Origin of the sequence: Streptomyces sp. NPDC005402, assembly GCF_040606575.1 — a bacterium.
In the GTDB taxonomy this organism is placed as follows: domain Bacteria; phylum Actinomycetota; class Actinomycetes; order Streptomycetales; family Streptomycetaceae; genus Streptomyces.
This window is the reverse complement of record NZ_JBEXFB010000032.1, coordinates 22,969-43,923: the sequence shown is the minus strand read 5'-3', so window position 1 is coordinate 43,923 and position 20,955 is coordinate 22,969. Positions and strand designations below refer to the sequence as shown.

The following is a 20,955-nucleotide window of genomic DNA, read 5'->3' as shown; positions in this document are numbered from 1 at the left end:
TTGTCCGTGACACCGCCCGAGGAGGTGAGACCCATGAACGCTGTAGCGATGTGGGTGCTCCCCCTTTCCGTCACGGCCGGCGATTGACGTAGGTGTCGCCGGGAGCGCCTCGACAACAGGGCCCTCCCGAAAGGCAACACCTATGGACTCTCAGCAGTTCACCGCCGAGCCGTCGTCGAACGATACGGCCGAGCGCGGACGCACCGTGGGCGACCTATCCGGACTCCGGTCGTCGGCTGCCGGTGCTGATCGCGCGCCCCTCACCTTCGACTTCGACGTGATCATTGCCGGGTGCGGGCCGACCGGCGCGATGCTGGCCGCAGAACTACGGCTGCACGATGTGCGGGTGCTCGTCCTGGAGAAGGAAACCGAGCCCGTGTCGTTCGTCCGCATCGTGGGTCTGCACATGCGCAGTCTCGAGCTGATGGCGATGCGCGGGCTGCTGGATCGAATGCGCGAGCACGGACGACAGCGTCCGGCCGGCGGATTCTTCGCCGCCATCAACAAACCCGCGCCTCATAGCCTGGATTCCGCGCACCCGTATCTGCTGGGAATCCCGCAGCCCGTCATCGTCGATCTGCTCGAAGAGCATGCCATCCAACTCGGTGCACAGGTCCGGCACGGGTGCGCGGTGTCCGGATTCGAGCAGGGCGACGAGGGTGTGACCGTCTGGCTGTCCGACGGCGAACAACTGCGTTCGCGTTACCTCGTCGGCTGTGACGGCGGCCGCAGTACGGTGCGCAAACTGCTCGGTGTCGGCTTCCCCGGCGAGCCCTCACGGAACGAGACGCTGATGGGCGAGATGGAAGTGGGCGTGGCGCAGGAGGAGATCGCCGCCAAGGTGACCGAAATCCGCGAGACCCATCAGCGCTTCTGGCTCCGGCCTTTCGGCGAAGGGGTCTACAGCGTCGTAGTGCCCGCCGGGGAAGTCAGTGATCGCTCGATTCCGCCCACTCTCGAGGATTTCAGACACCAGTTGCGCGCCGTCGCCGGCACCGATTTCGGCGTGCACTCCCCGCGCTGGTTGTCCCGCTTCGGGGACGCCACCCGGCTGGCCGACCGCTACCGGGTCGGACGGGTGCTGCTGGCCGGCGATGCGGCACACATCCATCCACCCATCGGCGGACAGGGACTCAACCTGGGCGTCCAGGACGCGTTCAACCTCGGCTGGAAACTGGCCGCTCAGGTCCGCGGCTGGGCACCGGAAACACTGCTGGACACCTACCAGGCCGAACGTCATCCGGTCGCCGAGGACGTGCTGGACAACACCCGCGCCCAGATGGAACTGCTCTCCACGGAACCGGGCCCGCGAGCCGTGCGCAGGCTGCTCACCGAACTGATGGACTTCGACGAGGTGAACCGTCATCTGATCGAGAAGATCGCCGCGATCGGCATCCGCTACGACCTCGGCGAAGGCCCCGACCTGCTCGGCCGGCGCCTGCGCGACATCGACCTGAAACAGGGCCACCTCTACGGTCTGCTGCATCGCGGCCGCGGACTGCTGCTGGACCGCACCGAACGCCTGACCGTCGGCGGCTGGTCAGACCGGGTCGATCAACTCACCGACCCCTCCGCCGCACTTGACGTTCCCTGCGTCCTGCTACGTCCCGACGGCCACGTCGCCTGGATCGGCGACGATCAGCAGGACCTGGACAACCATCTCTCGCGCTGGTTCGGCAAGCCCGTCAGCTGATACCGCCTGAGCAACCGAAAAGCCCGTGAAGGTCGAACGGCCAGTAACGACTGACCATCAAGGGGCTGGAGGCAGCGTCAGCCGTGGTGCTCCGACGCCAGGTTGGCCTACAGGAGGGTTGGCCTCCGGAGTGACGACCGGAAGACGGCGGAAGAGCACCGCGGAGGGAATCGGCGTAGACCCCGTGCAGATGAATGCTGGCCGTCACCAAGCGGTGTCACGGGAACCCGCACGGTGTCGCGCTGGGCGTCGGTTTCCCGGCCGAGAAGACACGCCGGCCGTCGCCACGGTGGCCTCCGGCCCCACCGTGGCCACGCGCCGGCGATCAGCCCGTCACCCCTTCGACGAGGTCTTCACCGACGCCGACCGCGACGCAACCCCAGATAGGCGCTGACCGCGGCTGCGAGTACGTCCGCAAGAGCCGCCTCTCCAAACGTCCGTGCAGCGTCTCGACGGCGCCTGCAACAACAGCGCTGTGGTGACCGTGCGGGCGTGCCGGTCGACGGCGGCCCGGTGCCTGAATGCCCGGGCAGGACACCGAGGTGCCGAGAAGGCAGCCGGAGTGTTACGTGTAGGGGCCGGTCAGCCTGGCGGCGAGCAAGCGGCCCTGCTCCACGTCGACTCGAGGGATGCGGATACCCAGGATGTCGCCCACGGCCTGCCACACCACTCCGTACAGACCACCCTCCTGCGCTTCGAGAAGGTCATGCCACTGAGGGATGGTGTATCCGTCCGGGCAGGTCGCCCCGGCGGTTCTCAGACCCTCGCCCAAAGCGGCCAGCTTGCTGCCGTCTACCGCCTGCGGACGGTACGTCGGATCGTCACCGAAGTTGTTCAGGTACACGTTCCCGTCGCCGAGCGCGTAGGCCAGGTAGCTCGGGTTGACCGCCACGTTCGCGTTCAGGCAGATCAGTTCCTCTCCGGCCGCGGGGGTCACTTTGGCCTCGTCCTCGAAGAACCATTCGCACCAGGTGCACGACCCTCGGTCTTCCAGGACGTACGCCCACTCGCCGGACGTGCCGTACATGCAGGGTGCCTTCCGGGTCGGGTGGAAGTCCCGGTACGGAATGGCGCGCGACATCTCTTGCTCGTCCGCGCCAAGCCTGAGCAGCAGATCCCGGACGGGGATCCCGCGCATCGCGGTCATGGAGATCCCACCCAGCATCCCATCGACGGCCGGTTCTTCGAATGTGTGCTGCCCCACCCACTTCAAGCCTTCTGTCACTGGGCTGTGCCTTCTCGGTGTCGTCGGGTGCCGACCGCCATGATGCCCCGGCCGTCGTCCAGGGGCCGAGGTTGCAGGCGGTCGCCCGTCGCCACATCCGCGTGCACCGTCGTCGAGGTGGGTTCAACGCTTCTTGGACAAGGACCGCCGGCCAGGGTGTCACTGCGCGAGCTGACCGAAAAGGGATCCTGACGGGCTGATCGACTGGGGTCGACGAGGTGGCGAGGTCCGCGTTCTTCCGTTGCTGACGGCGTTCATCAACGCGGCGGGCCCTCTGCCGGGGCACCTGCACGCCGACGACGAGTGCGCGCTGCGGCAGGGAGAACCGAACGGCAAGGCCGAGGCGTGGCACATCGGAGACCGACCCTGAGACCGACCCCGGAGCCACCGTTTTGGCCGGTGGGAAGCCCGGAGCGGACCAAGATGTAGTTATCACGGAGTCCAGGGGGCTCAGCAGCGGTGCGCGCGCCGGACAGCGCGGCGAGTGAAGACGACGGCGGTCGCTGCGGCCGCCGCGCCCGCGGTGACCAGGACGGCCCGGCGGGCGGTAGGAGAGCTGACCGGGGCAAGGTCGCGCAGCCGGTCGAAGACGCTGAGCGGGAGGGCGCTCACTACGTTGCCGGGCGGGCGCCGCGGCACCGCGGGATGCGGATGGGTGGGCGCGCCGACGCGCACCGCCTCCCAGGCGGCGCCGATCTGCCGCAGTCGGCGGTCGCTGAGCCAGTCACGCAGCCGCGGCAGCAGCTCGTCCTCCTCGTCACGGATGTCCTGGGAGATCAGGGCGAACGACCGGCGTACCCACGCGGAGCGACGGGGGTCGTCCGGGGACCTTTCGACCTGAGCGATCAGCTCGTTGATCTCCTGATGTTCCCGCTCGACCCGCGCGGTGAGGTCCTGGCCGTCGGAACTGACGCGCCGCAGAACGGGCCACAGGACCGTCTCCTCGGCGAAGGCGTGGCTGAACACCAGCTGCACGATGTTCTGCCACAGCTCGTTCCGTTCCTCGGGCGTGGTGTCGGCGCTGCTGTAGCGGTTCATCATCGCGTCGAGCTCAGCATGGTCGCGCCGCTGGCGCACCAGGATGCTGTCCTCTCCTCCGAGTTCGACTGCATTCTGTTCACTGATCGAAAGGGTCATGATGAACCTTCCCCAGGCGTTGAGTGATTTCACTGCCGTACGGGCTGGTCATGGCGGCTTCTCACCGTGGGACCTACCGGGTTCCCCGCATCCGACGACCCGATCGCCTCGATGTCGACCGGGCGTTCCTGTGGGCAGCAAACGGCTCCCCGAGGACGTTCCGCAGCAGTACGGTGCGGCTCCTCGTGCTCCAGCAGTTCTATGGCTCCCGTCGGCTGATTCTCACTCCTCCTGAGTGATGACATGGATGCGCCCGGCGGTTGACGCCCCTGGGGCAGTGGCGAATGAGACTGGAACTCCGTTGCTTGAACGGGGAGTTCAGGGTGGATCGGTGGGATCGGGTCGGGCGGGTCGCGGCGTATGGGGCAGCGCTGGCGCTGACTCCCTACCTGCTGATCAAAGTGTCGTGGGTGGTTGGTTCGCTCGTGGGGCTGCTGCCGGTCGGGACCGGGTTCGGCATGGCGGAGTGGGTCGTGCTCAACAGCGCGACGATCGGTATGGCAGGGATCAGGATCGCGGTGGCGCTCGCGCTGGTGCGGCCGTGGGGGATGCGCATACCGGGAGCGCCGCTGGCTTTCTGCGCCTGGGTCGGTACGGGGTTCCTCGTCCCGGTGTTGCCGTACGCCGTTCTCAGTTCGCTGCTGGGCTCGGAGGACGGCAATCCGAGGAGCGGGAGTGACGCAGGCCCGTCGATGCCGGTCTGGGAGGCCGCGCTGGTTCGATCGGGTTTGTAGGCATGGGCTTGGTCTGGCCGCTGCCCACGTACTTGCGGCGGCGCTGGCCGGACGCGTTCGCGGGTCGGTTCGGGGACCGTGGGGAGCGCTCGCCGAGGGCACTGCCATGGATGGCCGTGCTCGGCGTCGCAGTCGGTCTCGTCTGGCTGTACTGGGCGGTGGGCGCCACAGCAGGTGTCACCCACCGCGGCGAGCGGGACCTCGCTTGGTATGTGCTGTCCGGCGTCTTCGGGCTCTGGGCGTTTCGTGGCGTCCGCCGCTACCTGGGCTGCCGTCCGAGGCCGGCCCGCACGAGTCCCCCGGTGGGGTCCTATGGTGCTCGGCTGGCTCGGCTCGGGCTCGTTGTTCGCCTGGAGCGGCTGGAAGCTTCCGTTCACCCTGTACCTGGCGGTCGCGCAGCCGACCGATGCGTCCCTGCCGGAAAACCTCGCGCTCGCGGCGGTCCTGCACCTTGCAGCGGTGGGGGCGGGCGCCGCGATGCTGCGAGCCCTCGTCCGTACGCGGCCGGCGTCATCGAACTCGTAGCCGACCCACGCGGGATCGTGGTGTGAAGCGCCAGTTACGGTCGGCCCTCTGCGGTGGCTTTCAACGGCATCGACGGCGCCGTTACCGCGCCAGCGCTCCCACCGCGGCACCGACACCTGCCGCACAGGCAAGCACTGCCGACGCGCAGGCCGCATGGCGTTTGAGCAACTCTTGGCGCAGCTCGTCGTAGCGGGCCTCGTACTCCTGCCGCAGCTGATCGGCGCGCCGGACGGTGCCGAGTAGCAGGTGGCGAGTGAGCGCCATCCGCAGTTCGCAGTAGTGGTGGGCCACCTCAGCGGCCTGGGCCGTGGACAGCCAGGGCATCCTGGCGCACAACTCTCCGGCTTCACGGTGGGCGTCGTCGTGGTGGCCGTGTACCAGCAGGTAGCCCTCGGCCTCGGTGGCGAGGTCGGAGATCTGATCGGATGCCAGGCGGCGGTTCCGGCCGTTGATCACGTTCGGTCGCTCTCGTGGCCCGCCGCGTCGATCGCGTCGCGCCTGCCTGAGTGCTGCTTCTGGTCCAGTTGTGCCACGTCGGGGTGGTGCAGGTCGAAGGCGGGGGATTCGGAGCGGATGCGGGGCAGCGTGAGGTAGTTGTGGCGCGGGGGCGGGCAGGAGGTGGCCCATTCCAGGGAGCGGCCGTATCCCCAGGGGTCGTCGACCTCGACCCGTGTGCCGTACTTGGCGGTCTTCCACACGTTGTAGAGGAAGGGCAGGGTGGACAGGCCCAGCAGGAACGCGCCGATGGAGGAGATGGTGTTGAGGGCGGTGAAGCCGTCGGCGGCCAGGTAGTCGGCGTAGCGGCGGGGCATGCCTTCGGCGCCGAGCCAGTGCTGGACCAGGAAGGTGGTGTGGAAGCCGACGAACAGCGTCCAGAAGTGGATCTTCTCCAGGCGGTGGTCGAGCATGGTGCCGGTCATCTTCGGCCACCAGAAGCTGAACCCGCCGAACATCGCGAAGACGATCGTGCCGAACAGGACGTAGTGGAAGTGGGCCACCACGAAGTAGCTGTCGGTGACGTGCCAGTCCAGTGGTGGAGAGCCCAGGATGACTCCGGTCAGGCCGCCGAACAGGAAGGTGACGAGGAAGCCGGCCGCCCACAGCATGGGCGGCTCGAACGACAGGGAACCCCGCCACATGGTGCCGATCCAGTTGAAGAACTTCACGCCCGTGGGCACGGCGATGAGGTAGGTCATGAAGGAGAAGAACGGCAGCAGCACGGCCCCGGTGGCGAACATGTGGTGCGCCCACACCGTCACGGACAGACCCGCGATCGAAATCGTCGCGCCGATCAGACCCATGTAGCCGAAGATCGGCTTGCGGGCGAAGACCGGGATGATCTCGGTGATCACTCCGAAGAACGGCAGGGCGAGGATGTAGACCTCGGGATGGCCGAAGAACCAGAACAGGTGCTGCCACAAAAGGGCTCCGCCGTACTGGGCGTCGAAGACGTGCGCACCGAACTTCCGGTCCGCCTCCAGCGCCAACAGCGCGGCGGCCAGCACAGGGAAGGCGAACAGCACGAGCACCGAGGTCAGCAGGATGTTCCAGGTGAAGATCGGCATGCGGAACATGGTCATGCCGGGGGCGCGCATGCAGATGATGGTGGTGATGAAGTTGACCGCGCCGAGGATGGTGCCGAATCCGGCCAGCGCGAGTCCCATGATCCACAGGTCGGCGCCGACGTAGCCGCTGCGGATGGGGCCGCTGAGCGGGGTGTAGGCGGTCCAGCCGTAGTCGGCGGCGCCCTGCGGGGTGAGGAAGCTGCCGAGGACGATCAGACCGCCGAGCAGGAACAGCCAGTAGGAGAACATGTTCAGCCGCGGGAAGGCGACGTCCGGGGAGCCGATCTGCAGGGGCATGACCGCGTTGGCGAACCCGGCGAAGGTCGGGGTGGCGAACAACAGCAGCATGATCGTGCCGTGCATGGTGAACGCCTGGTTGTACTGCTCGGTGGACAGGAACTGCAGCCCGGGACGGGCCAGTTCCGCCCTGATCGCCATCGCCAGCGCCCCGCCGATCAGGAAGAAGCAGAACGAGGTGATCAGATAGAGATGGCCGATCTTCTTGTGGTCGGTCGTGGTCAGCCAGGAAACGACCACCTGGCCCCGGCTGCGACGCTCTGGCGCGGTCGGAACCGGAGCAACGGGTTCGGTTTGGGTCGCCATAGGATTCCTCGATCGGCAGCACGGTATGGGCGGATAGGACGGCACCGCAGAGGGACCGCTCGTGTGACCTGCCTTGCCGACGGTGTCGGGACGCTTGCATAACCAGCCCAGCGAAACCTAGTCGGGCTGATTCGGTGCCACTTCCGCTGTGCTGCGTGTCCGGGCGTGACGGGTGAACGATTCACCCGCACGGCTGAGGCGGGACCGACCCTGGGCTCCGCCCGGGCACCGTCATCGCCCAGTGCCAGTACGGCGTGGACGGCGTGGACGGCGTGGTGACGGCTGCATCAAATCCGGCTCGCGGACCACCCGTCCCACGTCCGCCAGGCTCCTCGGTGTGCAGCGCGCCGCACAGCGATGTTGCCGACGAGCCGGCGCTGCTGAGCGGTGGCAACGGTTCGGGTCACTGGCCCGATCTGCCATCATGGCCGAAAACGGAACCTCGTTCCACGAACGATACGGAACCGGACCCGCTCCGCGATCCGACGAGAGGAGCCTTACGGTGAGCGACAGCCGCCAGGGCACGGAGAAGGCCACCGCGTCCCAGCGCAAGGACGTCCGGCGCAACAAACAGATCCTGCTGGACGCCGCCGCCGCCGTCTTCGTCAGCTCGGGCGTGGAGGCGCCGGTACGTGACATCGCCGCCAGGGCAGGCGTCGGGATCGGCACGATCTACCGCCACTTCCCCACCCGGGCAGACCTGATCGTCGCGGTCTTCCGCCACCAGGTCGAGACCTGCGCCGAGGCCGGGCCCGCCCTTTTGGCGAGCTGCCCCACCGCGTACGACGCACTGGAACAGTGGATCGACCTCTTCGTCGACTTCCTGGTGACCAAACACGGACTCGCCGCCGCCCTGCAGCAGGACAACGCCGGCTTCGAGACCCTGCACGCCTACTTCATCGACCACCTCGTACCGGTGTGCACGCAGCTCCTCGACGCCGCCGCGGCCGCCGGCGAGATCCATTCCGACATCGGGGGCCTTGAGTTGATGCGCGGCGTGGGCAACCTCTGCGTCGGCGCGGAGAACGATCCCAGCTACGACCCGCGCACCTTGGTCGCGCTCCTCGTCGCCGGACTGCGCCAACCTCGGCGGCCAGGGTCAGGGGCAGCCCGCAGCGAGTCGTGAGCGGCCTCCGCACACTCGCCCGCCCCGCCCCGCGCCGCACGCCGACGGGTGCCCGCCGTACCCCTCAATGCTCCTGAACGGTCAATGCTCCTGAACGGCGGGCCGAACGGCGCACAAGCCGACGCCGTCGCCAGCCGTCGTCAGCCCTCGGCCGCACCCGCGCGCGGTTGCCGGTAGGGCCGTACCGCGCGCCGCGCTTTGACGAAACGGTGGGTCTCCGAGGGGCCGTCGTAGATCCGGAACGGCCGCACCTCCCGGAGCACGCGGGCCAGCGGCGCTTCGGCGGCCGAGATGCCGAGGGCTCCGCAGATCTGCACCGCCCGGTCGACCACCCGGTTGACCGCTTCCGCCACGAAGATCCTGGACAGACACCGAGGTGAGCTGGGAGGCGGCGGCGGAACCGGTGTCCAACTCCCAGGCGGTACGCAGGACCAGGGCGCGCTCGCCTCGATGTCGATCTCCGAGTCGGCCGGCATCTGCTGGACCATGCCGAGGTCTCCGAGGGCCGAGCCGAAGGCCATGCGGCTCCCCGCCCCTCCAGCGCGACGTCCAGGGCGCGGCGAGCCGCTCCCAGTCGGCGCATGCAGTGGCTCATCCGGGCGGGACCGAGCCGGACCTGGGCGCCCTCGAAGCCTCGGTTGACTCCCCGAGCACCTGCCTCTCCCCCACCACGCACTCGTCGAAGATGATCTCGGCGTGCCCGGCGAAGAGCGACTCGCCAGGGTCCCGATGCTGCGGACCAGGCGCACGCCGGGAGGGTCCGCGTCGACCAGGAACAAGGTGGCGCCCGCCCGGGTCGCCGGGGCCGCCCGAGGTGCGGGCCATGACGATGGCGAAGCCGGCTCCATAGGCGCCGGTGATGAACCATTTGTGCCCGTCGAGGCGTCAGCCACCCGGAACCCGGGTTGCCGTGGTCCGCAGGGAGCGGGGATCGGACCTTCACCTTCGCCGGCCCACGGCTACCAGGTCACGCTCCACGACCGCGCCTGACCGGCCAGACGTCACCGGACGAGCCCCAGATCCCAGAAGACCGCGGCTGCACCCTGGACTCGTGCGTGACGCGACAGCCCTGCGACAGAGATTCTCGCGGATGCCGGCTACCAGGGCCTTGGGCCCAGACCGGCGGACGCGTGGCGCCTCGGCCACACCGCAAGTTCAGAAGAACGCCCCGGACTGCTACGAGGAGTCCAAGGGCACGGCACAAGGCCCACCTCTCCCGTCGCATCCGCGTCGTCGAGCACCGCAGCGCCCACCTGAAGCACTGGCGAGCCCGCCCGCCACCACAGTCGGCGTGAGCCCATGAGCGACATCGTCCAAGCGATCGCTACCCTGCTCTCCCACCGACAGGCGTTCACCCTCACGGCCGGCGAACAAGGGTGAACGCCGGGCCAGTTCACACCGCGCGACGCGCCACCGCCAACCATGCACGATCTCGCTACCTATGTGAGGCCTCGACCGCCTCGACCGTCTCGACCGCCTCAGCCGCTTCGGAGCCTTCCCGACGTATCCGCTCAACCCCCAGGCACCTAGCGGCTCGAGCGCTTGGTTGAGCGTGTGACCGTGCTCAGTAAGGGAGTACTCCACGCGTGGCGGCACCTCGGCATACACCTTCCGGTGCACGAGACCGTCCTCCTCCATCTCCCGCAGGTGCTGCGTCAGCATCTTCTCGCTCACTCCCGGTAAGCCGCGACGAAGCTCAGCGAAGCGGCGTATGCCATGAGCTTCGAGTTCCCAGAGGATCAGTCCCTTCCACTTCCCGCTCACCACATCGAGCGCGGCGTCGATGCCACAGATGTAGGGCCCGCACCTCGGCGCCTTGGCCATCACTGAACCCCTTACTAAAAGGTAAGTACCGCAGAAAATAGTGGGTACTTCCGACACTAGCCGCGCTCTCCGAGCATGGAGGGGTGAACAAACAACTGAACGCCCCCACCAGGCAGAACAGCACTGTCACCGTGATCGGGCTTGGTCCGATGGGCCAGGCGATGACCCGCACCCTCCTCACCGCCGGCCACCCCGTCACCGTCTGGAACCGCACCGCCAGTCGGGCCGACGGCGTCGTCACCGACGGAGCCACGCTCGCGGCGACACCCGGCGAGGCGGTCGAGGCGAGCGACCTCGTGATCCTCAGCCTCACCGACTACCAGGCGATGTACGACATCCTCGGCAGCGCCACCGCATCGCTCGCCGGCCGCACACTGGTCAACCTGAGCTCCGACACCCCCGACCGCACGCGCGAGGCAGCGACCTGGGCGGCGGCCCACGGCGCGCACTTCCTCACCGGAGGTGTCATGGTTCCCGCGCCGATGGTCGGCACAGAGGCGGCCCATGTCTACTACAGCGGCCGCGAACAGGTGATGGAGAACCATCGGGCGACGTTGACCCTGCTCGGAACACCGAGGTATCTGGGCGACGACCCGGGCCTCGCCCAGATGATGTACCAGGCCCAACTCGCGGTGTTCCTCACCACCCTGTCGGCACTGATGCACGCCACCGCGATGTTGGGTACGGCAGGACTGAAGGCATCGGAAGCGCTGCCGGAGTTGCTCACTTTCGCCGACTCGATCGGCGGCATCCTCAGGGCCGGCGAGGGGAAGCCCGGCGCCGCGCTCGACGCCGGAGAGCATCCCGGCGACCTCAGCACCGTCACCATGATGGGTGCGACGTCCGACCACATCGTCGAGACCAGCACGTCACTCGGCCTCGACCTCGCGCTCCCCCTGGCCGTGCAGGCCCACTACCGGCACGCGATCGAGCACGGACACGGTGGTGACAACTGGACCCGCATCATCGACAGCATCCGAGGTCAGCACTGACCGACCGCGCAAGCGATGAGCAGGCCCGGGCCGACACTCCGTCCGCGCGCTGCGGCTCGCTCCGTGCCGGCCGGGCCGCAGGAGGATCAGCGGATAAGCGGTGGACCCGGTCGTTGGGATGACAGGGTGAGGCCCATGCCGTCGCCCACGTCCGAACAGATCCTCCGTGAACTGCACGCCTCTGCCCCGCACAACGGTGCGAGCAATGATCCCGGTGGCGGCGAGGAAGCTCTGCGGAGGTGCGCCCGGCTCTGATCCCGGGTGGACGCAGGTTCGAATCCTGTCCTCGTCGCCTCCACCCACGTCCCCGAACGCGACACGACGTCGCCCATCACGGCTATAACCATCACCCGTCGCGCTCGACTCCGATGAGGACGAAGGCCACCGTCGCCGGTCGGCCGCTGCGGTTGCGCCAGGCGTGTCGGGTGCCGTTCTGGATCACGATGTCCCCTGCCGAGAGCGGGGTGCAGTGGCCGTCGTCGAGTTCGAGGACGATCTCGCCCTGGAGCACGATGCCGTAGTCCACAGTCGGCGTCGCGTGCATGCCGTCGGGCTCGATGAGTTCGGCGAGGCCGGGCGAGTCGGCCCGCTGTTCCCGGTCGAAGGCGACGGGGTCGAAGGCCGGGTCGGCCAGCGCGGCCTCGGGTGGGAAGGTCAGGACGATGAACCGGGTTCCGCCGGGCGCGGGAAGAAGGCTGGTGACCTTCGGTGTGGGGTCCTCTCCTGCCCGGCCGGCCGGTTCGCCGGGGTCGGTGGCCCACGGCAGGCGGGAGACCCAGCCCGGCAGGCTGGTGAACTCCCGGCTGCGCGGGACGGGGCCGTCGCTGACGACAACCGACTTGCCGTTCTCGTCATGGCCGGTGACGACTCTGCGCATGGTCTCTCCTGGTTCGGTCCGCCGGATCCGCCGGACGATCGGTCACGTGTGTGAGTCGTTGCCGACCTCGGCTTGAGCGTCCAGGGCGGCCGCCCAGGCGTCCAGCACACCGATCACCGTGGAAGCGGGCGCCCGCAGCAGGGCCGACGCCACCGTCCGGACGAACAGCCGGTGCCGGTCGTCCGTGAGGTACTCCACCGGGGACTTGCCGTCCACACGGGCCAGCAGCAGTGCGGGCAGCAGTGAGGCGGCCCGCGTCTCCAGGGCGGGTCGGGGTTCCCAGTCGACCTGCCGGACGTATTCCTCGGCCAGCACGTGGGCGGACCGCAGGAGTTCGGCGCGGCGACCGGGCACCACGAGACTCTTCAGGAGCAGATGGTTGACACAGAAGGCCAGATCGAAGGCCGGGTCGCCGTACCAGGCGCACTCGGCGTCCAGCAGCACGGGCCCCGACGGGCCGACGAGGATGTTCTTGGGGCTGACGTCGCCGTGCACCAGGGCCAGACGGGTGCCGGCCGTGCGGTCGGCGAGGTTCTGGAGGATGTCGGCCAGGCCGGGGTGCGCCACCGCGGTGGCCAGTAGGTACGGCTCGATACGCAGGGCATGGAAGGTGTCGTCCGTGGCGAACTCCGCGGCGAGGACGGCGTCCCCGGCGCTCGCCGCGTGCAGGGCGCCGAGCACCTCACCGACGGCCGCCGCGGTCGCCACCTCCACTTCTCCGGCCAGGAGTTGGGACTTCCACATCGGGTAACACTCGGCGGGCAGGTACTCCATCGCGAAGAGGCCGGCTTCGGGGTCGTGCGCCAGCAGCTCGGGCACACTGTCCGGCCGGTGCCGGGACGCGAACCGCATCCACGCCCATTCGTAGGCATTGCGCGACACCGGCGCCTCCCAGTCGGCCGCGACGCGCAGCCGGGCCAGGGCCCGCTTGACGCAGAGGGAGCGCCCCGGCAGGTCCACCCGCCACAGATCGGAGGAGACTCCGCCGGCCAGCGGCGTCCACTGCGTGGCTTCGTCGGGGCCTGCGATCTTGTGGGCGGTCAGGAAGGCGGACAGCGCGGGATCCTGACTCCGGGCTGTGGGGCTCATCGCCGGTCACCCGATCCGGTCGGCCGGACGCCGGGGTTGTTGCAGGGATGGGCCGGCGCCTCGCCCGCCAGGATCCGTACGACCTCCTCCGCGGCGCGTCGGCGCAGTTCCGTGACGGAGGCGTCGGAGGAGAAGGCGACGTGCGGGGTGAGCAGCGTGCCGGGTTGGTCCAGCAGCCCGGCGGGGACATGGGGCTCGCTCTCCAGGACGTCGAAGGCGGCTCCGTCCAGCTGACCCGCGTCCAGCGCCTTGATGACCGCGTCGGTGTCCACCAGGCCGCCGCGGCTGACGTTGACCAGGAGCCCGCCCGGCTTCATCAGCGCCAGCTGATCGGCGCCGATCAGGTGGTGTGTGCCGGGCGTCAGCGGCACGTGGAGGATCACCACGTCGCTTCGGCGCAGCAGCTCCTGAAGGCCCACCAGTTCGACTCCGGACTCGCCCTTCGGCGGGTGGGGGTCGTGGGCCAGGATCCGGCAGCCGAACGCGCCGAGCTTGTGGGCGGTGGCGCGTCCGATCCGGCCGAAGCCGACGACGCCGCAGGTCAGCGTCGACAACCGGCGCAAGCGGGCACCGGCGGGATCCCAGCGGCCCGTACGGACTTCCCGGTCAAAGACGGCCAGGCCCCGCGTCCAGGCGAGCACCATGCCGACGGCATGGTCGGAGACCTCCTCGACGCAGTAGTCCGGCACGTTGGTGACCCACACGCCGCGCTCGGTGGCGGTGTCCACGGCGATGTTGTCGAGGCCGACGCCGAGCCTGGCCACGATCCGGAGATCCGGCGAGCTGCCGACGGCGGGGGCGGAGACGGGCGCCCAGCAGGTGAGGATGCCGGCGGGCCGATGCTCGGCGACCAGCTCCTCGATGGTCTCGGCGGAGGCGGGTTCCGCCGGGCCGGACACCAGCGTGTGGCCCGCGCCCTCGATGACGGATCGCTCGACGGAGTCGTCGGGCCAGGCGTAGTCGGTGAGCAGCACGGTGTCTGGGCGGCTCGGTGGTGTCATGGCAGATCGTCCTCGCAGAATCGTACGGCCGCCACGGACGGCCGGGCTTGACGCCCGGTCGCGTCCGGTCAGCAGGTCTGAGCGTTTCCCGCGGCGGCGGCCGTCGGCCTGTCCGATGGTCTACGGCCGCCATGGATGCGGGGGGAGAGTGTCGCTGGGCTCGGTCGGGTGTCGCCGGCGCTCTCCGACTCGTGGTCGGGAGGCGCCACCGCTGGCCCCTGGAACTGGGTCACGAGATGCCGGGGCACGTCGAATCACTTTGTCACAGCCACGCGATGCTAACGATAGCACTGAGGGTCTGCGAATCGTCAAGAATGCGGCGTACGTGGGACGTCCATGCGACTCACAGCCGGACGCACCTGCACCGCACCCGAAGCCGACGGGCCCACTCCTCCAGGGAAACCGGCGGCATTCCGAGAAATTCGCGCGCATCCCTTGACGCGCCGGGCACTTCCCTTCATGGTTTCTGCCAACCCCGACAGCGCGGCCGACAATTGTCCGCGCATGGTCCGGTTGTCGATGACTCCATAGCCACGGACGTCCCCGACGGGCGCTGTACGGCTGAATTCCGCATGCGGTGTCCGACCGCGCGGTGGCCGGCGCCCGCATTCCCTCCGACGGCGCCGATATCGCCGTCGCCGAGCCGAGTCCGTGTTCAGCCCACCGCTTCTCGTCATCGCCGTACGACTCCCGTTCGGCGATGGATCCGCCGCGGCCTGCCTGCCGTGGCCCATTCCTCATCAGGAGCCGCCATGACTCGCGCAGCGCAAGTGGACACCAGTGCAGTGCCCGTCAAGGACCCGCAGGAAAACAGGCGGCCCCCCGTCTCCCGGACCATGATCGGCGTGGGCTTCCTGCTGGTGGTCCTCTCCTACATGGTCAACGCGATGGACCGTCAGGTCTTCCCGCCGCTGCTGCCCGACATCCGGACGGAATACGGGTTCTCCCTGGAGCAGGGCGGGCTGCTGGCGACGAACTTCACCCTCGGGATGGCCCTGGCCGGCCTGCCCGCGGGCTATCTGCTGGACCGTTTCCGGCGCAAGACCGTGCTGCTGGTCAGCATCCTGGTCTACTCCCTGGGCACGATGGCCACTCCACTGGCGACCGGCTTTGCCGACATGACCCTGTACCGGGTGGTCTCGGGCTTCGGTGAGGGCATGCAGTCCGCCGCGATCTTCGCCGCGATGGGCGCCTTCTTCGCCCAGCGGCGCGGTCTCGCGTTCGGCGTGATCGGCATGGGCTACTCCGTCGGCGTGTTCATCGCCCCGCTCATCGGTGTCGAACTCGCGAGCACGCACGGCACCTGGCACTCGCCCTTCTACCTGTTCGGCACGGCCGGGCTGCTGATCGCCGCCGCGTCCCTCTTCCTGCTGAAGGCCGGCCTGACCGAGCACTCCGTCGAGAAGGCCGCTTCGACCAGGACCTACGACCACATGCCCGCCTCCGCCTACAACCGCAACACCATCGCGCTGGCCGTCCACTCGGTCGTGAGCGGCGTGGCCATCTACGGGTTCCTCGGCCTCTACCCGACGTACCTCATCACCTCGCTGCAGTACTCGGCCGGGCAGGCCGCACTGGCCATGAGTTTCCTCGGTTTCGGCGGTATGGCGGCCGTCTTCGGCGGCTGGCTCGGCGACCGCGTGAACCAGCGCAACCTGCTGATCCTGAGCCTGCTGGCCGTCTCCGCCATCAGCGTGTGCATCTACGACACACAGGCGGGGGTCGGCCTCCAGTGCGTGTTCGCCTTCCTCATGGGCGCCTTCGGCCTCGGGTTCGTCTATCCCAACACCAACAGCGTGATGCAGCGGGCCGTCCGCCCGTCGCAGATCGGACGCGCCTCCGGTCTGTTCGTCACCAGCTATTACGGGCCGGCGGCGTTCTCGGGTCTGCTCTTCGCCGCCCTGGTGGACTCCTTCGGCTGGGACCGGGCCGGGCTCCTTCAGGTCACGCTCCTGCCGCTGGCCGGCGTCGTCGCCCTGGCCTTCGTCCGTCCCGCCCGGTTCAACAACGCGGTCCGCTGACACACCGAGGGGGCTGCCCACCGCCGAGCGGTGGGCAGCCCCCTTGCGCGGTGGCCCGGCCAGTCTCGCGGTCAACGGCTCTCGGGCACGACCGTGTTGCGCAGGACGCCGATGCCCTCGATCTCGACCTCGACCTCGTCTCCGGGGCGGATCGGCCCGACCCCGGCAGGCGTACCGGTCATGATCGCGTCTCCGGGGAGCAGGGTCAGATAGCGGCTGAGGTAGCTGACGAGGTCGGGCACGGGGAGCATCAGGTCGGCCGTGCTCGCCGACTGCACGACACGGCCGTTCACGCGGGTCGTCAAGGACAGTGCGGAAGGGTCGAGTTCCGTGGCGATGACCGGCCCGAGGGGAGCGAACGTGTCCTGCCCCTTCCCGATCAGCAGCGTTCCGTATCTGCTTTCCTTGCGCTGGACGATGCGGTCGCTGACGTCATTGCCGCACGTATAGCCGAGGATGTACTCATGGGCCTCGGCGGCCTTCACATGACGGGCTTCCTTTCCGATGACGACGACCAACTCGCCCTCGAAATGGATCAGTTCACCATCCGCCGGATAAACGATGGCATCCCCCGGCCCTACGACCGCCGTACTCGGCTTCATGAAGCACACGGGAACCTCCGGAATCTCACGGTCGATCTCGTCGACATGTGAGGCGTAGTTGTACGCGAATCCGAAGACCCGGGGCTTTTCGACCGGCGCGAGAATGACGACGTCGCCCACTTCGTCGACACGTCCTGTGGGGGTCAGTCCCGTGAAGGGATCGCCCTCGAATCTCGCGATGGTGACGTCACCGGGTTCGAGTCCTCCGTAATGACGCACGCCGCCGACGGCATACCTGACGATCCGCACGGACACCTCCGTACTTGGGCAGCCACGGGCGGCTGCACGGCCCATTCAGCAATGCTAACGTTAGCACAAAGGGCCTGACCCGAGCCCGCAGTCCGCCTTCATGGTCACGGAGCGCAACTTCAATGCTATCGTTGGCATACGGAAAGTGACGGCGCGCAATGAGTCAGCCGGAGGGGACCTACACGTGATCACGACCAGGGACATCGCCGAGCGCCTCGGGATCTCGGTCTCGACAGTCGGCCGGGCGCTCGCCGACGATGCGCGCATCAGCGAGGAGACCAAGTTCCGGGTCCGTCAGACCGCTTCCGAGATGGGTTACGTCGGCAACCGGGCGGCACGGATGATGCGCGGCGCGTCCAGCAATGTGGTCGCGCTGGTCATCCCCGACATCCGCAACAGCTTCTACTCGACGATCGCGCACGAACTCTCCAAGAACATGCAGGCCGAGGGCTTCCAGCTGATGCTCTCGGAGACCGATGACGACCGGATGGCGGAGCTGCGTCACCTGCGGGAGCTGTCCGCGAACCGCGTGGCCGGCGTCATCATCGTGCCCACCGCGCGCCCGCACAGCGAGTCCGTCAAACTCCTGCGCGCCGTGCCGCACCTGCAGTTGCTGCGCCGCCACCCCTCGCTCGGCTCCCAGTGGTTCGGTGTGGACGACCGTGAGGCGCTGCGCCGGGCCACGGCCCACCTGGTGGCGCTGGGCCACACCCGCATCGCGTACCTCGGCGGCCCGGAGGAACTGCCCACCGGCGCGGAGCGTCTGCACGGCTTCCGCGCCGCCCTGCGGGAGGGCGGCCTTCCGGACGACGCCGGCCGCGCCGAGTTGGGGCCGCCGTCGTCCGTGCGGCACGGGCGCGAGGCGGTGCGCCGGCTGCTTCAGGGACCGGCCGCCCCCACCGCGCTCGTCCTGGGATCGATCCAGCTCACCCTGGGCGTCCTGGAGGAGCTGTCCGCGCAGGGCGTCAAGGTGCCCGGCGAGCTCTCGGTGGTCGGCTTCGGGGACGAGCCCGGCTTCTCCTGGTGGGGTCCCGGGCTCACCACGATCGGCCTCCCGATCCAGGAGATGGCGACCGGCTGCGCGCTCTGGCTTCTGCGTCGCCTCAAGACCGAGCCGGGCAACGACGGGCCGTACACGTCGGTCTCCCCCGGCTCCCTGGTTCTGCGCGGCAGCACGGCACCCCTCGGCGGAAGGGCTCCGTCCAAGTCCGCCTGAGCAAGTCGCGCCCGGAGCCGTGAACAGCCTCGCGTGAAGACGTGAAGGTGCCCGGAGCGCAGTGCTCCGGGCACCTTCACGTTCCCGCGCGGCGTCAGTGGGTTTCCCTGCGCAACCGGCGCATGACGGTGGAGGTGCGGACGAGTTCGTCGAGCATGTGCTCGGCGGCCGTCTCGTGAATCTTGCCGGGCCGGAAGGCGCCGTTCTCGACCTGTTCGTTGACGAAGGGGATGCTCACGGTCGGACCGATCGGCAGCATCCTGAGGTTGGCCACGACCTGCTTGGCCATCTGCACCGCCCGGGTGCCCGCCGAGACACCGCCGTAGCTGACGAATGCCGCCGGCTTGTGCTGCCACTCCACCACGAGGTAGTCCCAGGCGTTCTTCAAGGGGGCCGGAAAGCCTCCGTTGTACTCGGGGGTGACGAATACGAACGCGTCCGACGCGTCGACGATCCGGCTCCACGCACGGGTGTGGCTCTTCGTGTACTCCCGCAGAGCGGGCGGATGCGGCTCGTCGTAGAACGGAAGAGCGAGTTCGCGCAGGTCGACCAGGTGCGACTCGAACTGGTCGTACTCCGCGACCCGGGTGGTCAACCAGTCCGCGACGGATCTGCCCACACGTCCGGGACGCGTGCTGGCCACGACCGTGGTCAGGGTCATGGGTGCCGCAGAGGGCTCGGATGTCATGTCGTGCTCGCCTTCCTGTCGGCCGCGCTCGGCCCGGCGGACCCGCGCCGCCTGTGCTGTCCGTCCGTGCAGGAGCGCGGGCCCGCCGGAGTTCTTGCCAGAGCACGGCGGGTTGTGCGAACGATAGCATTGGCGTCCCGGCGGCCACATCGCGAGAACGAGCACCACATCCGACCGATGGGAACCCTTCCTGCCTCTTGACAGAAACGTCTACAGTTCGCACGATTGCGCTATCGATAGCACTGCGGAATCCCCGAAGGGTGCGAGGGGTGTCCTCGTTCTCTCGGACCGCTCCAGCCGGCCCGTCCGCGCCGTTCGCCGGCAAGGCCGCCTTCGGCCCCCTCCAACCGCGTAGGCATCCGCCCCCGATGCCGGGCACGGACCCGCTCGACGCCCGTCCGTCCGAACTCCGAAAGGTTGCACCGCAATGACAGACACCCGGATCGCCCAGCTCCACGGCCGCAGGGTGTGGGACTCACGTGGGCGGCCGACCGTCGAGGTCGAGGTCCACCTCGCGAACGGAGCGGTCGGGCGGGCCATCGCACCGGCGGGAGCCTCGACCGGCCGGGGTGAAGCGCTCGACCTGCGTGACGGCGGCTCCCGCTTCGGCGGACTCGACGTCCGTCGCGCCGTAGGTTCGGTCAACCAGGAGATCGCGCCCGCCGTCCTGGACCTCGACGCGACCGATCAGGAGGCCCTCGACCGACTCCTGGTGAACCTCGACGGCACCCCCGATCGCAGCCGCCTCGGCGGCAACGCCATCGTGGCCACGTCGATGGCGGTGGTGCACGCCGCCGCCGCCGCGGCGGGCGTACCGCTGTGGCGGCACCTGTCGGGCGGACGGCCGGTGCGCATCCCCCTGCCGGAGATCCAGATCTTCGGTGGCGGCGCCCACGCGGACCGTCGCGTCGACGTCCAGGACTTCATGGTCGTCTGCCCCGCGGCCCGCAGTTTCTCCGAGGCCCTCGACTGGACGGCGGAGATCTACCGGGCGGCCGGCAGCCTGATGCGCAAGGCGGGCAAGGCACAGGGCGTGGCGGACGAGGGCGGCTTCTGGCCCGCGTTCGACTCCAACGAGGAAGCCCTGGAGACCCTGACCCTCGCCATCGAGACCGCGGGCTTCGCGCCCGCCACCCAGGTCGCCATCTCGCTGGATGTCGCGGCCTCGCAGTTCGGCAGCGAAGGGCGGTACACGCTCGCGCTCGACGACCGCACGCTGGACACGGCGGGACTCGTCGACATGCTGGGCGGCTGGATCGAGCAGTATCCGATCCTGTCCGTCGAGGACCCGGTCGGCGAGGACGACCACGAGGGCATGGTGGAGTTCACCCGGCGCTACGGCCACCGCTGTCAGGTGATCGGCGACGACTACCTGGTCACCGACGCCAAGCGGGTGGAGGCGGCGGCCACCAACGGGGCGGCGAACGCCGTCCTCGTCAAACCGAACCAGGCGGGCACCGTCACCGAGGCCCACCAGGCCCTGCTCGCCGGAAAGGACGCCGGCTTCGGCACCGTCGTGTCGGCCCGCTCCGGTGAGACCGAGGACATCACCATCGCGCATCTGAGCGTCGGATGGGACGCGGGCCAGCTGAAGGTGGGCTCCTTCACGCGCTCCGAGCGCATGGCCAAGTGGAACGAGGTTCTGCGCATCGAGGAGGCCCTCGGCGATTCCGCGGAATTCAGCGGGTGGTCCGCCTTCACATTCGCCGGTTCCGCACCTTGCGTGCCTTCCGCGCCCAAGCCGTAAGACGCTGCCGCGTTATTCCCCCGCAGTATTACAGTCATCGA

General features: G+C 68.8%; 18 protein-coding genes, 1 tRNA gene and 1 pseudogene. 9 read left to right on the top strand and 11 right to left on the bottom strand.

Going from position 1 to position 20,955, the window contains the following annotated elements:
* The first annotated feature begins 142 nt into the window (after window positions 1-142).
* Window positions 143-1,693 (top strand): rifampin monooxygenase, encoded by a 1,551-nt coding sequence (gene rox, locus ABZT02_RS40200; protein WP_356027047.1) that lies wholly within the window; start codon window positions 143-145, stop codon window positions 1,691-1,693.
* Window positions 1,694-2,258: 565 nt separating this feature from the next.
* Here the strand turns inward: rox and ABZT02_RS40195 are convergent.
* Entirely contained in the window at window positions 2,259-2,840 is a 582-nt protein-coding gene (locus ABZT02_RS40195) for a hypothetical protein (RefSeq protein ID WP_356027044.1), read from the bottom strand.
* A gap of 528 nt (window positions 2,841-3,368) precedes the next feature.
* Window positions 3,369-4,055, bottom strand: coding sequence for a hemerythrin domain-containing protein (locus tag ABZT02_RS40190; RefSeq protein WP_356027042.1), 687 nt, complete (start codon window positions 4,053-4,055; stop codon window positions 3,369-3,371).
* A 305-nt stretch (window positions 4,056-4,360) separates the two neighbouring features.
* Here ABZT02_RS40190 and ABZT02_RS40185 point away from each other — a divergent pair, with 305 nt between their 5' ends.
* Window positions 4,361-4,789 (top strand): hypothetical protein, encoded by a 429-nt coding sequence (locus ABZT02_RS40185; protein ID WP_356027039.1) that lies wholly within the window; start codon window positions 4,361-4,363, stop codon window positions 4,787-4,789.
* 312 nt (window positions 4,790-5,101) lie between these two features.
* Entirely contained in the window at window positions 5,102-5,314 is a 213-nt protein-coding gene (locus tag ABZT02_RS40180; protein WP_356027037.1) for a hypothetical protein, read from the top strand.
* An 81-nt stretch (window positions 5,315-5,395) separates the two neighbouring features.
* Here the strand turns inward: ABZT02_RS40180 and ABZT02_RS40175 are convergent, their stop codons facing one another.
* On the bottom strand, window positions 5,396-5,770 hold the full coding sequence (locus tag ABZT02_RS40175; protein ID WP_356027035.1) for a hypothetical protein: 375 nt from the start codon (window positions 5,768-5,770) through the stop codon (window positions 5,396-5,398).
* On the bottom strand, window positions 5,767-7,482 hold the full coding sequence (ctaD, locus tag ABZT02_RS40170) for a cytochrome c oxidase subunit I (protein WP_356027032.1): 1,716 nt from the start codon (window positions 7,480-7,482) through the stop codon (window positions 5,767-5,769). The genes ABZT02_RS40175 and ctaD overlap by 4 nt, the downstream gene beginning before the upstream one ends.
* Window positions 7,483-7,984: 502 nt before the next feature.
* Here ctaD and ABZT02_RS40165 point away from each other — a divergent pair.
* Window positions 7,985-8,608, top strand: coding sequence for a TetR/AcrR family transcriptional regulator (locus ABZT02_RS40165; RefSeq protein ID WP_356027030.1), 624 nt, complete (start codon window positions 7,985-7,987; stop codon window positions 8,606-8,608).
* Between the two features lie 140 nt (window positions 8,609-8,748).
* On the opposite strand, the gene ABZT02_RS40160 is transcribed toward ABZT02_RS40165, so the two are convergent.
* Together ABZT02_RS40160 and ABZT02_RS40155 are read right to left on the bottom strand one after the other, a co-directional pair.
* Window positions 8,749-9,129, bottom strand: coding sequence for an acyl-CoA dehydrogenase family protein (locus ABZT02_RS40160; RefSeq protein WP_356027028.1), 381 nt, complete (start codon window positions 9,127-9,129; stop codon window positions 8,749-8,751).
* Window positions 9,130-10,043: 914 nt separating this feature from the next.
* Window positions 10,044-10,432, bottom strand: a pseudogene (locus ABZT02_RS40155) (helix-turn-helix domain-containing protein).
* An 83-nt stretch (window positions 10,433-10,515) separates the two neighbouring features.
* Here ABZT02_RS40155 and ABZT02_RS40150 point away from each other — a divergent pair.
* Both ABZT02_RS40150 and ABZT02_RS40145 read left to right on the top strand, forming a co-directional pair.
* Complete coding sequence (locus tag ABZT02_RS40150; RefSeq protein WP_356027026.1) at window positions 10,516-11,424, top strand: NAD(P)-binding domain-containing protein; 909 nt, start codon at window positions 10,516-10,518, stop codon at window positions 11,422-11,424.
* A 219-nt stretch (window positions 11,425-11,643) separates the two neighbouring features.
* Window positions 11,644-11,716, top strand: a tRNA-Gln gene (locus ABZT02_RS40145).
* Between the two features lie 54 nt (window positions 11,717-11,770).
* On the opposite strand, the gene ABZT02_RS40140 is transcribed toward ABZT02_RS40145, so the two are convergent.
* Genes ABZT02_RS40140 through ABZT02_RS40130 form a run of 3 tightly spaced genes read right to left on the bottom strand, consistent with a single transcriptional unit; the run spans window position 11,771 to window position 14,391 of the window.
* A complete protein-coding gene (locus tag ABZT02_RS40140; protein ID WP_356027025.1) occupies window positions 11,771-12,301 on the bottom strand; it encodes a cupin domain-containing protein in 531 nt (176 codons plus the stop codon).
* A 42-nt stretch (window positions 12,302-12,343) separates the two neighbouring features.
* On the bottom strand, window positions 12,344-13,390 hold the full coding sequence (locus tag ABZT02_RS40135) for an aminoglycoside phosphotransferase family protein (RefSeq protein WP_356027022.1): 1,047 nt from the start codon (window positions 13,388-13,390) through the stop codon (window positions 12,344-12,346).
* On the bottom strand, window positions 13,387-14,391 hold the full coding sequence (locus tag ABZT02_RS40130) for a C-terminal binding protein (protein WP_356027020.1): 1,005 nt from the start codon (window positions 14,389-14,391) through the stop codon (window positions 13,387-13,389). The genes ABZT02_RS40135 and ABZT02_RS40130 overlap by 4 nt, the downstream gene beginning before the upstream one ends.
* A 752-nt stretch (window positions 14,392-15,143) precedes the next feature.
* Between ABZT02_RS40130 and ABZT02_RS40125 the strand changes: the two genes are divergently transcribed.
* Window positions 15,144-16,412 (top strand): MFS transporter, encoded by a 1,269-nt coding sequence (locus tag ABZT02_RS40125; RefSeq protein ID WP_356027018.1) that lies wholly within the window; start codon window positions 15,144-15,146, stop codon window positions 16,410-16,412.
* Between the two features lie 71 nt (window positions 16,413-16,483).
* Here the strand turns inward: ABZT02_RS40125 and ABZT02_RS40120 are convergent, their stop codons facing one another.
* On the bottom strand, window positions 16,484-17,263 hold the full coding sequence (locus ABZT02_RS40120; protein ID WP_356027015.1) for a fumarylacetoacetate hydrolase family protein: 780 nt from the start codon (window positions 17,261-17,263) through the stop codon (window positions 16,484-16,486).
* A 184-nt stretch (window positions 17,264-17,447) separates the two neighbouring features.
* Between ABZT02_RS40120 and ABZT02_RS40115 the strand changes: the two genes are divergently transcribed.
* Window positions 17,448-18,479, top strand: a complete 1,032-nt coding sequence (locus ABZT02_RS40115; protein WP_356027011.1) for a LacI family DNA-binding transcriptional regulator — start codon at window positions 17,448-17,450, stop codon at window positions 18,477-18,479.
* Window positions 18,480-18,573: 94 nt separating this feature from the next.
* Here ABZT02_RS40115 and ABZT02_RS40110 read toward each other — a convergent pair whose 3' ends face one another.
* Window positions 18,574-19,167 carry an NAD(P)H-dependent oxidoreductase gene (locus ABZT02_RS40110; protein ID WP_356027008.1) on the bottom strand — a complete coding sequence of 198 codons (594 nt, stop codon included), beginning with the start codon at window positions 19,165-19,167 and terminating at the stop codon, window positions 18,574-18,576.
* A gap of 427 nt (window positions 19,168-19,594) precedes the next feature.
* Here ABZT02_RS40110 and eno point away from each other — a divergent pair, with 427 nt between their 5' ends.
* The gene (gene eno, locus ABZT02_RS40105) at window positions 19,595-20,914 is read left to right on the top strand and encodes a phosphopyruvate hydratase (RefSeq protein WP_356027006.1); all 1,320 of its coding nucleotides are present in this window, start codon (window positions 19,595-19,597) and stop codon (window positions 20,912-20,914) included.
* Window positions 20,915-20,955: the final 41 nt, after the last annotated feature.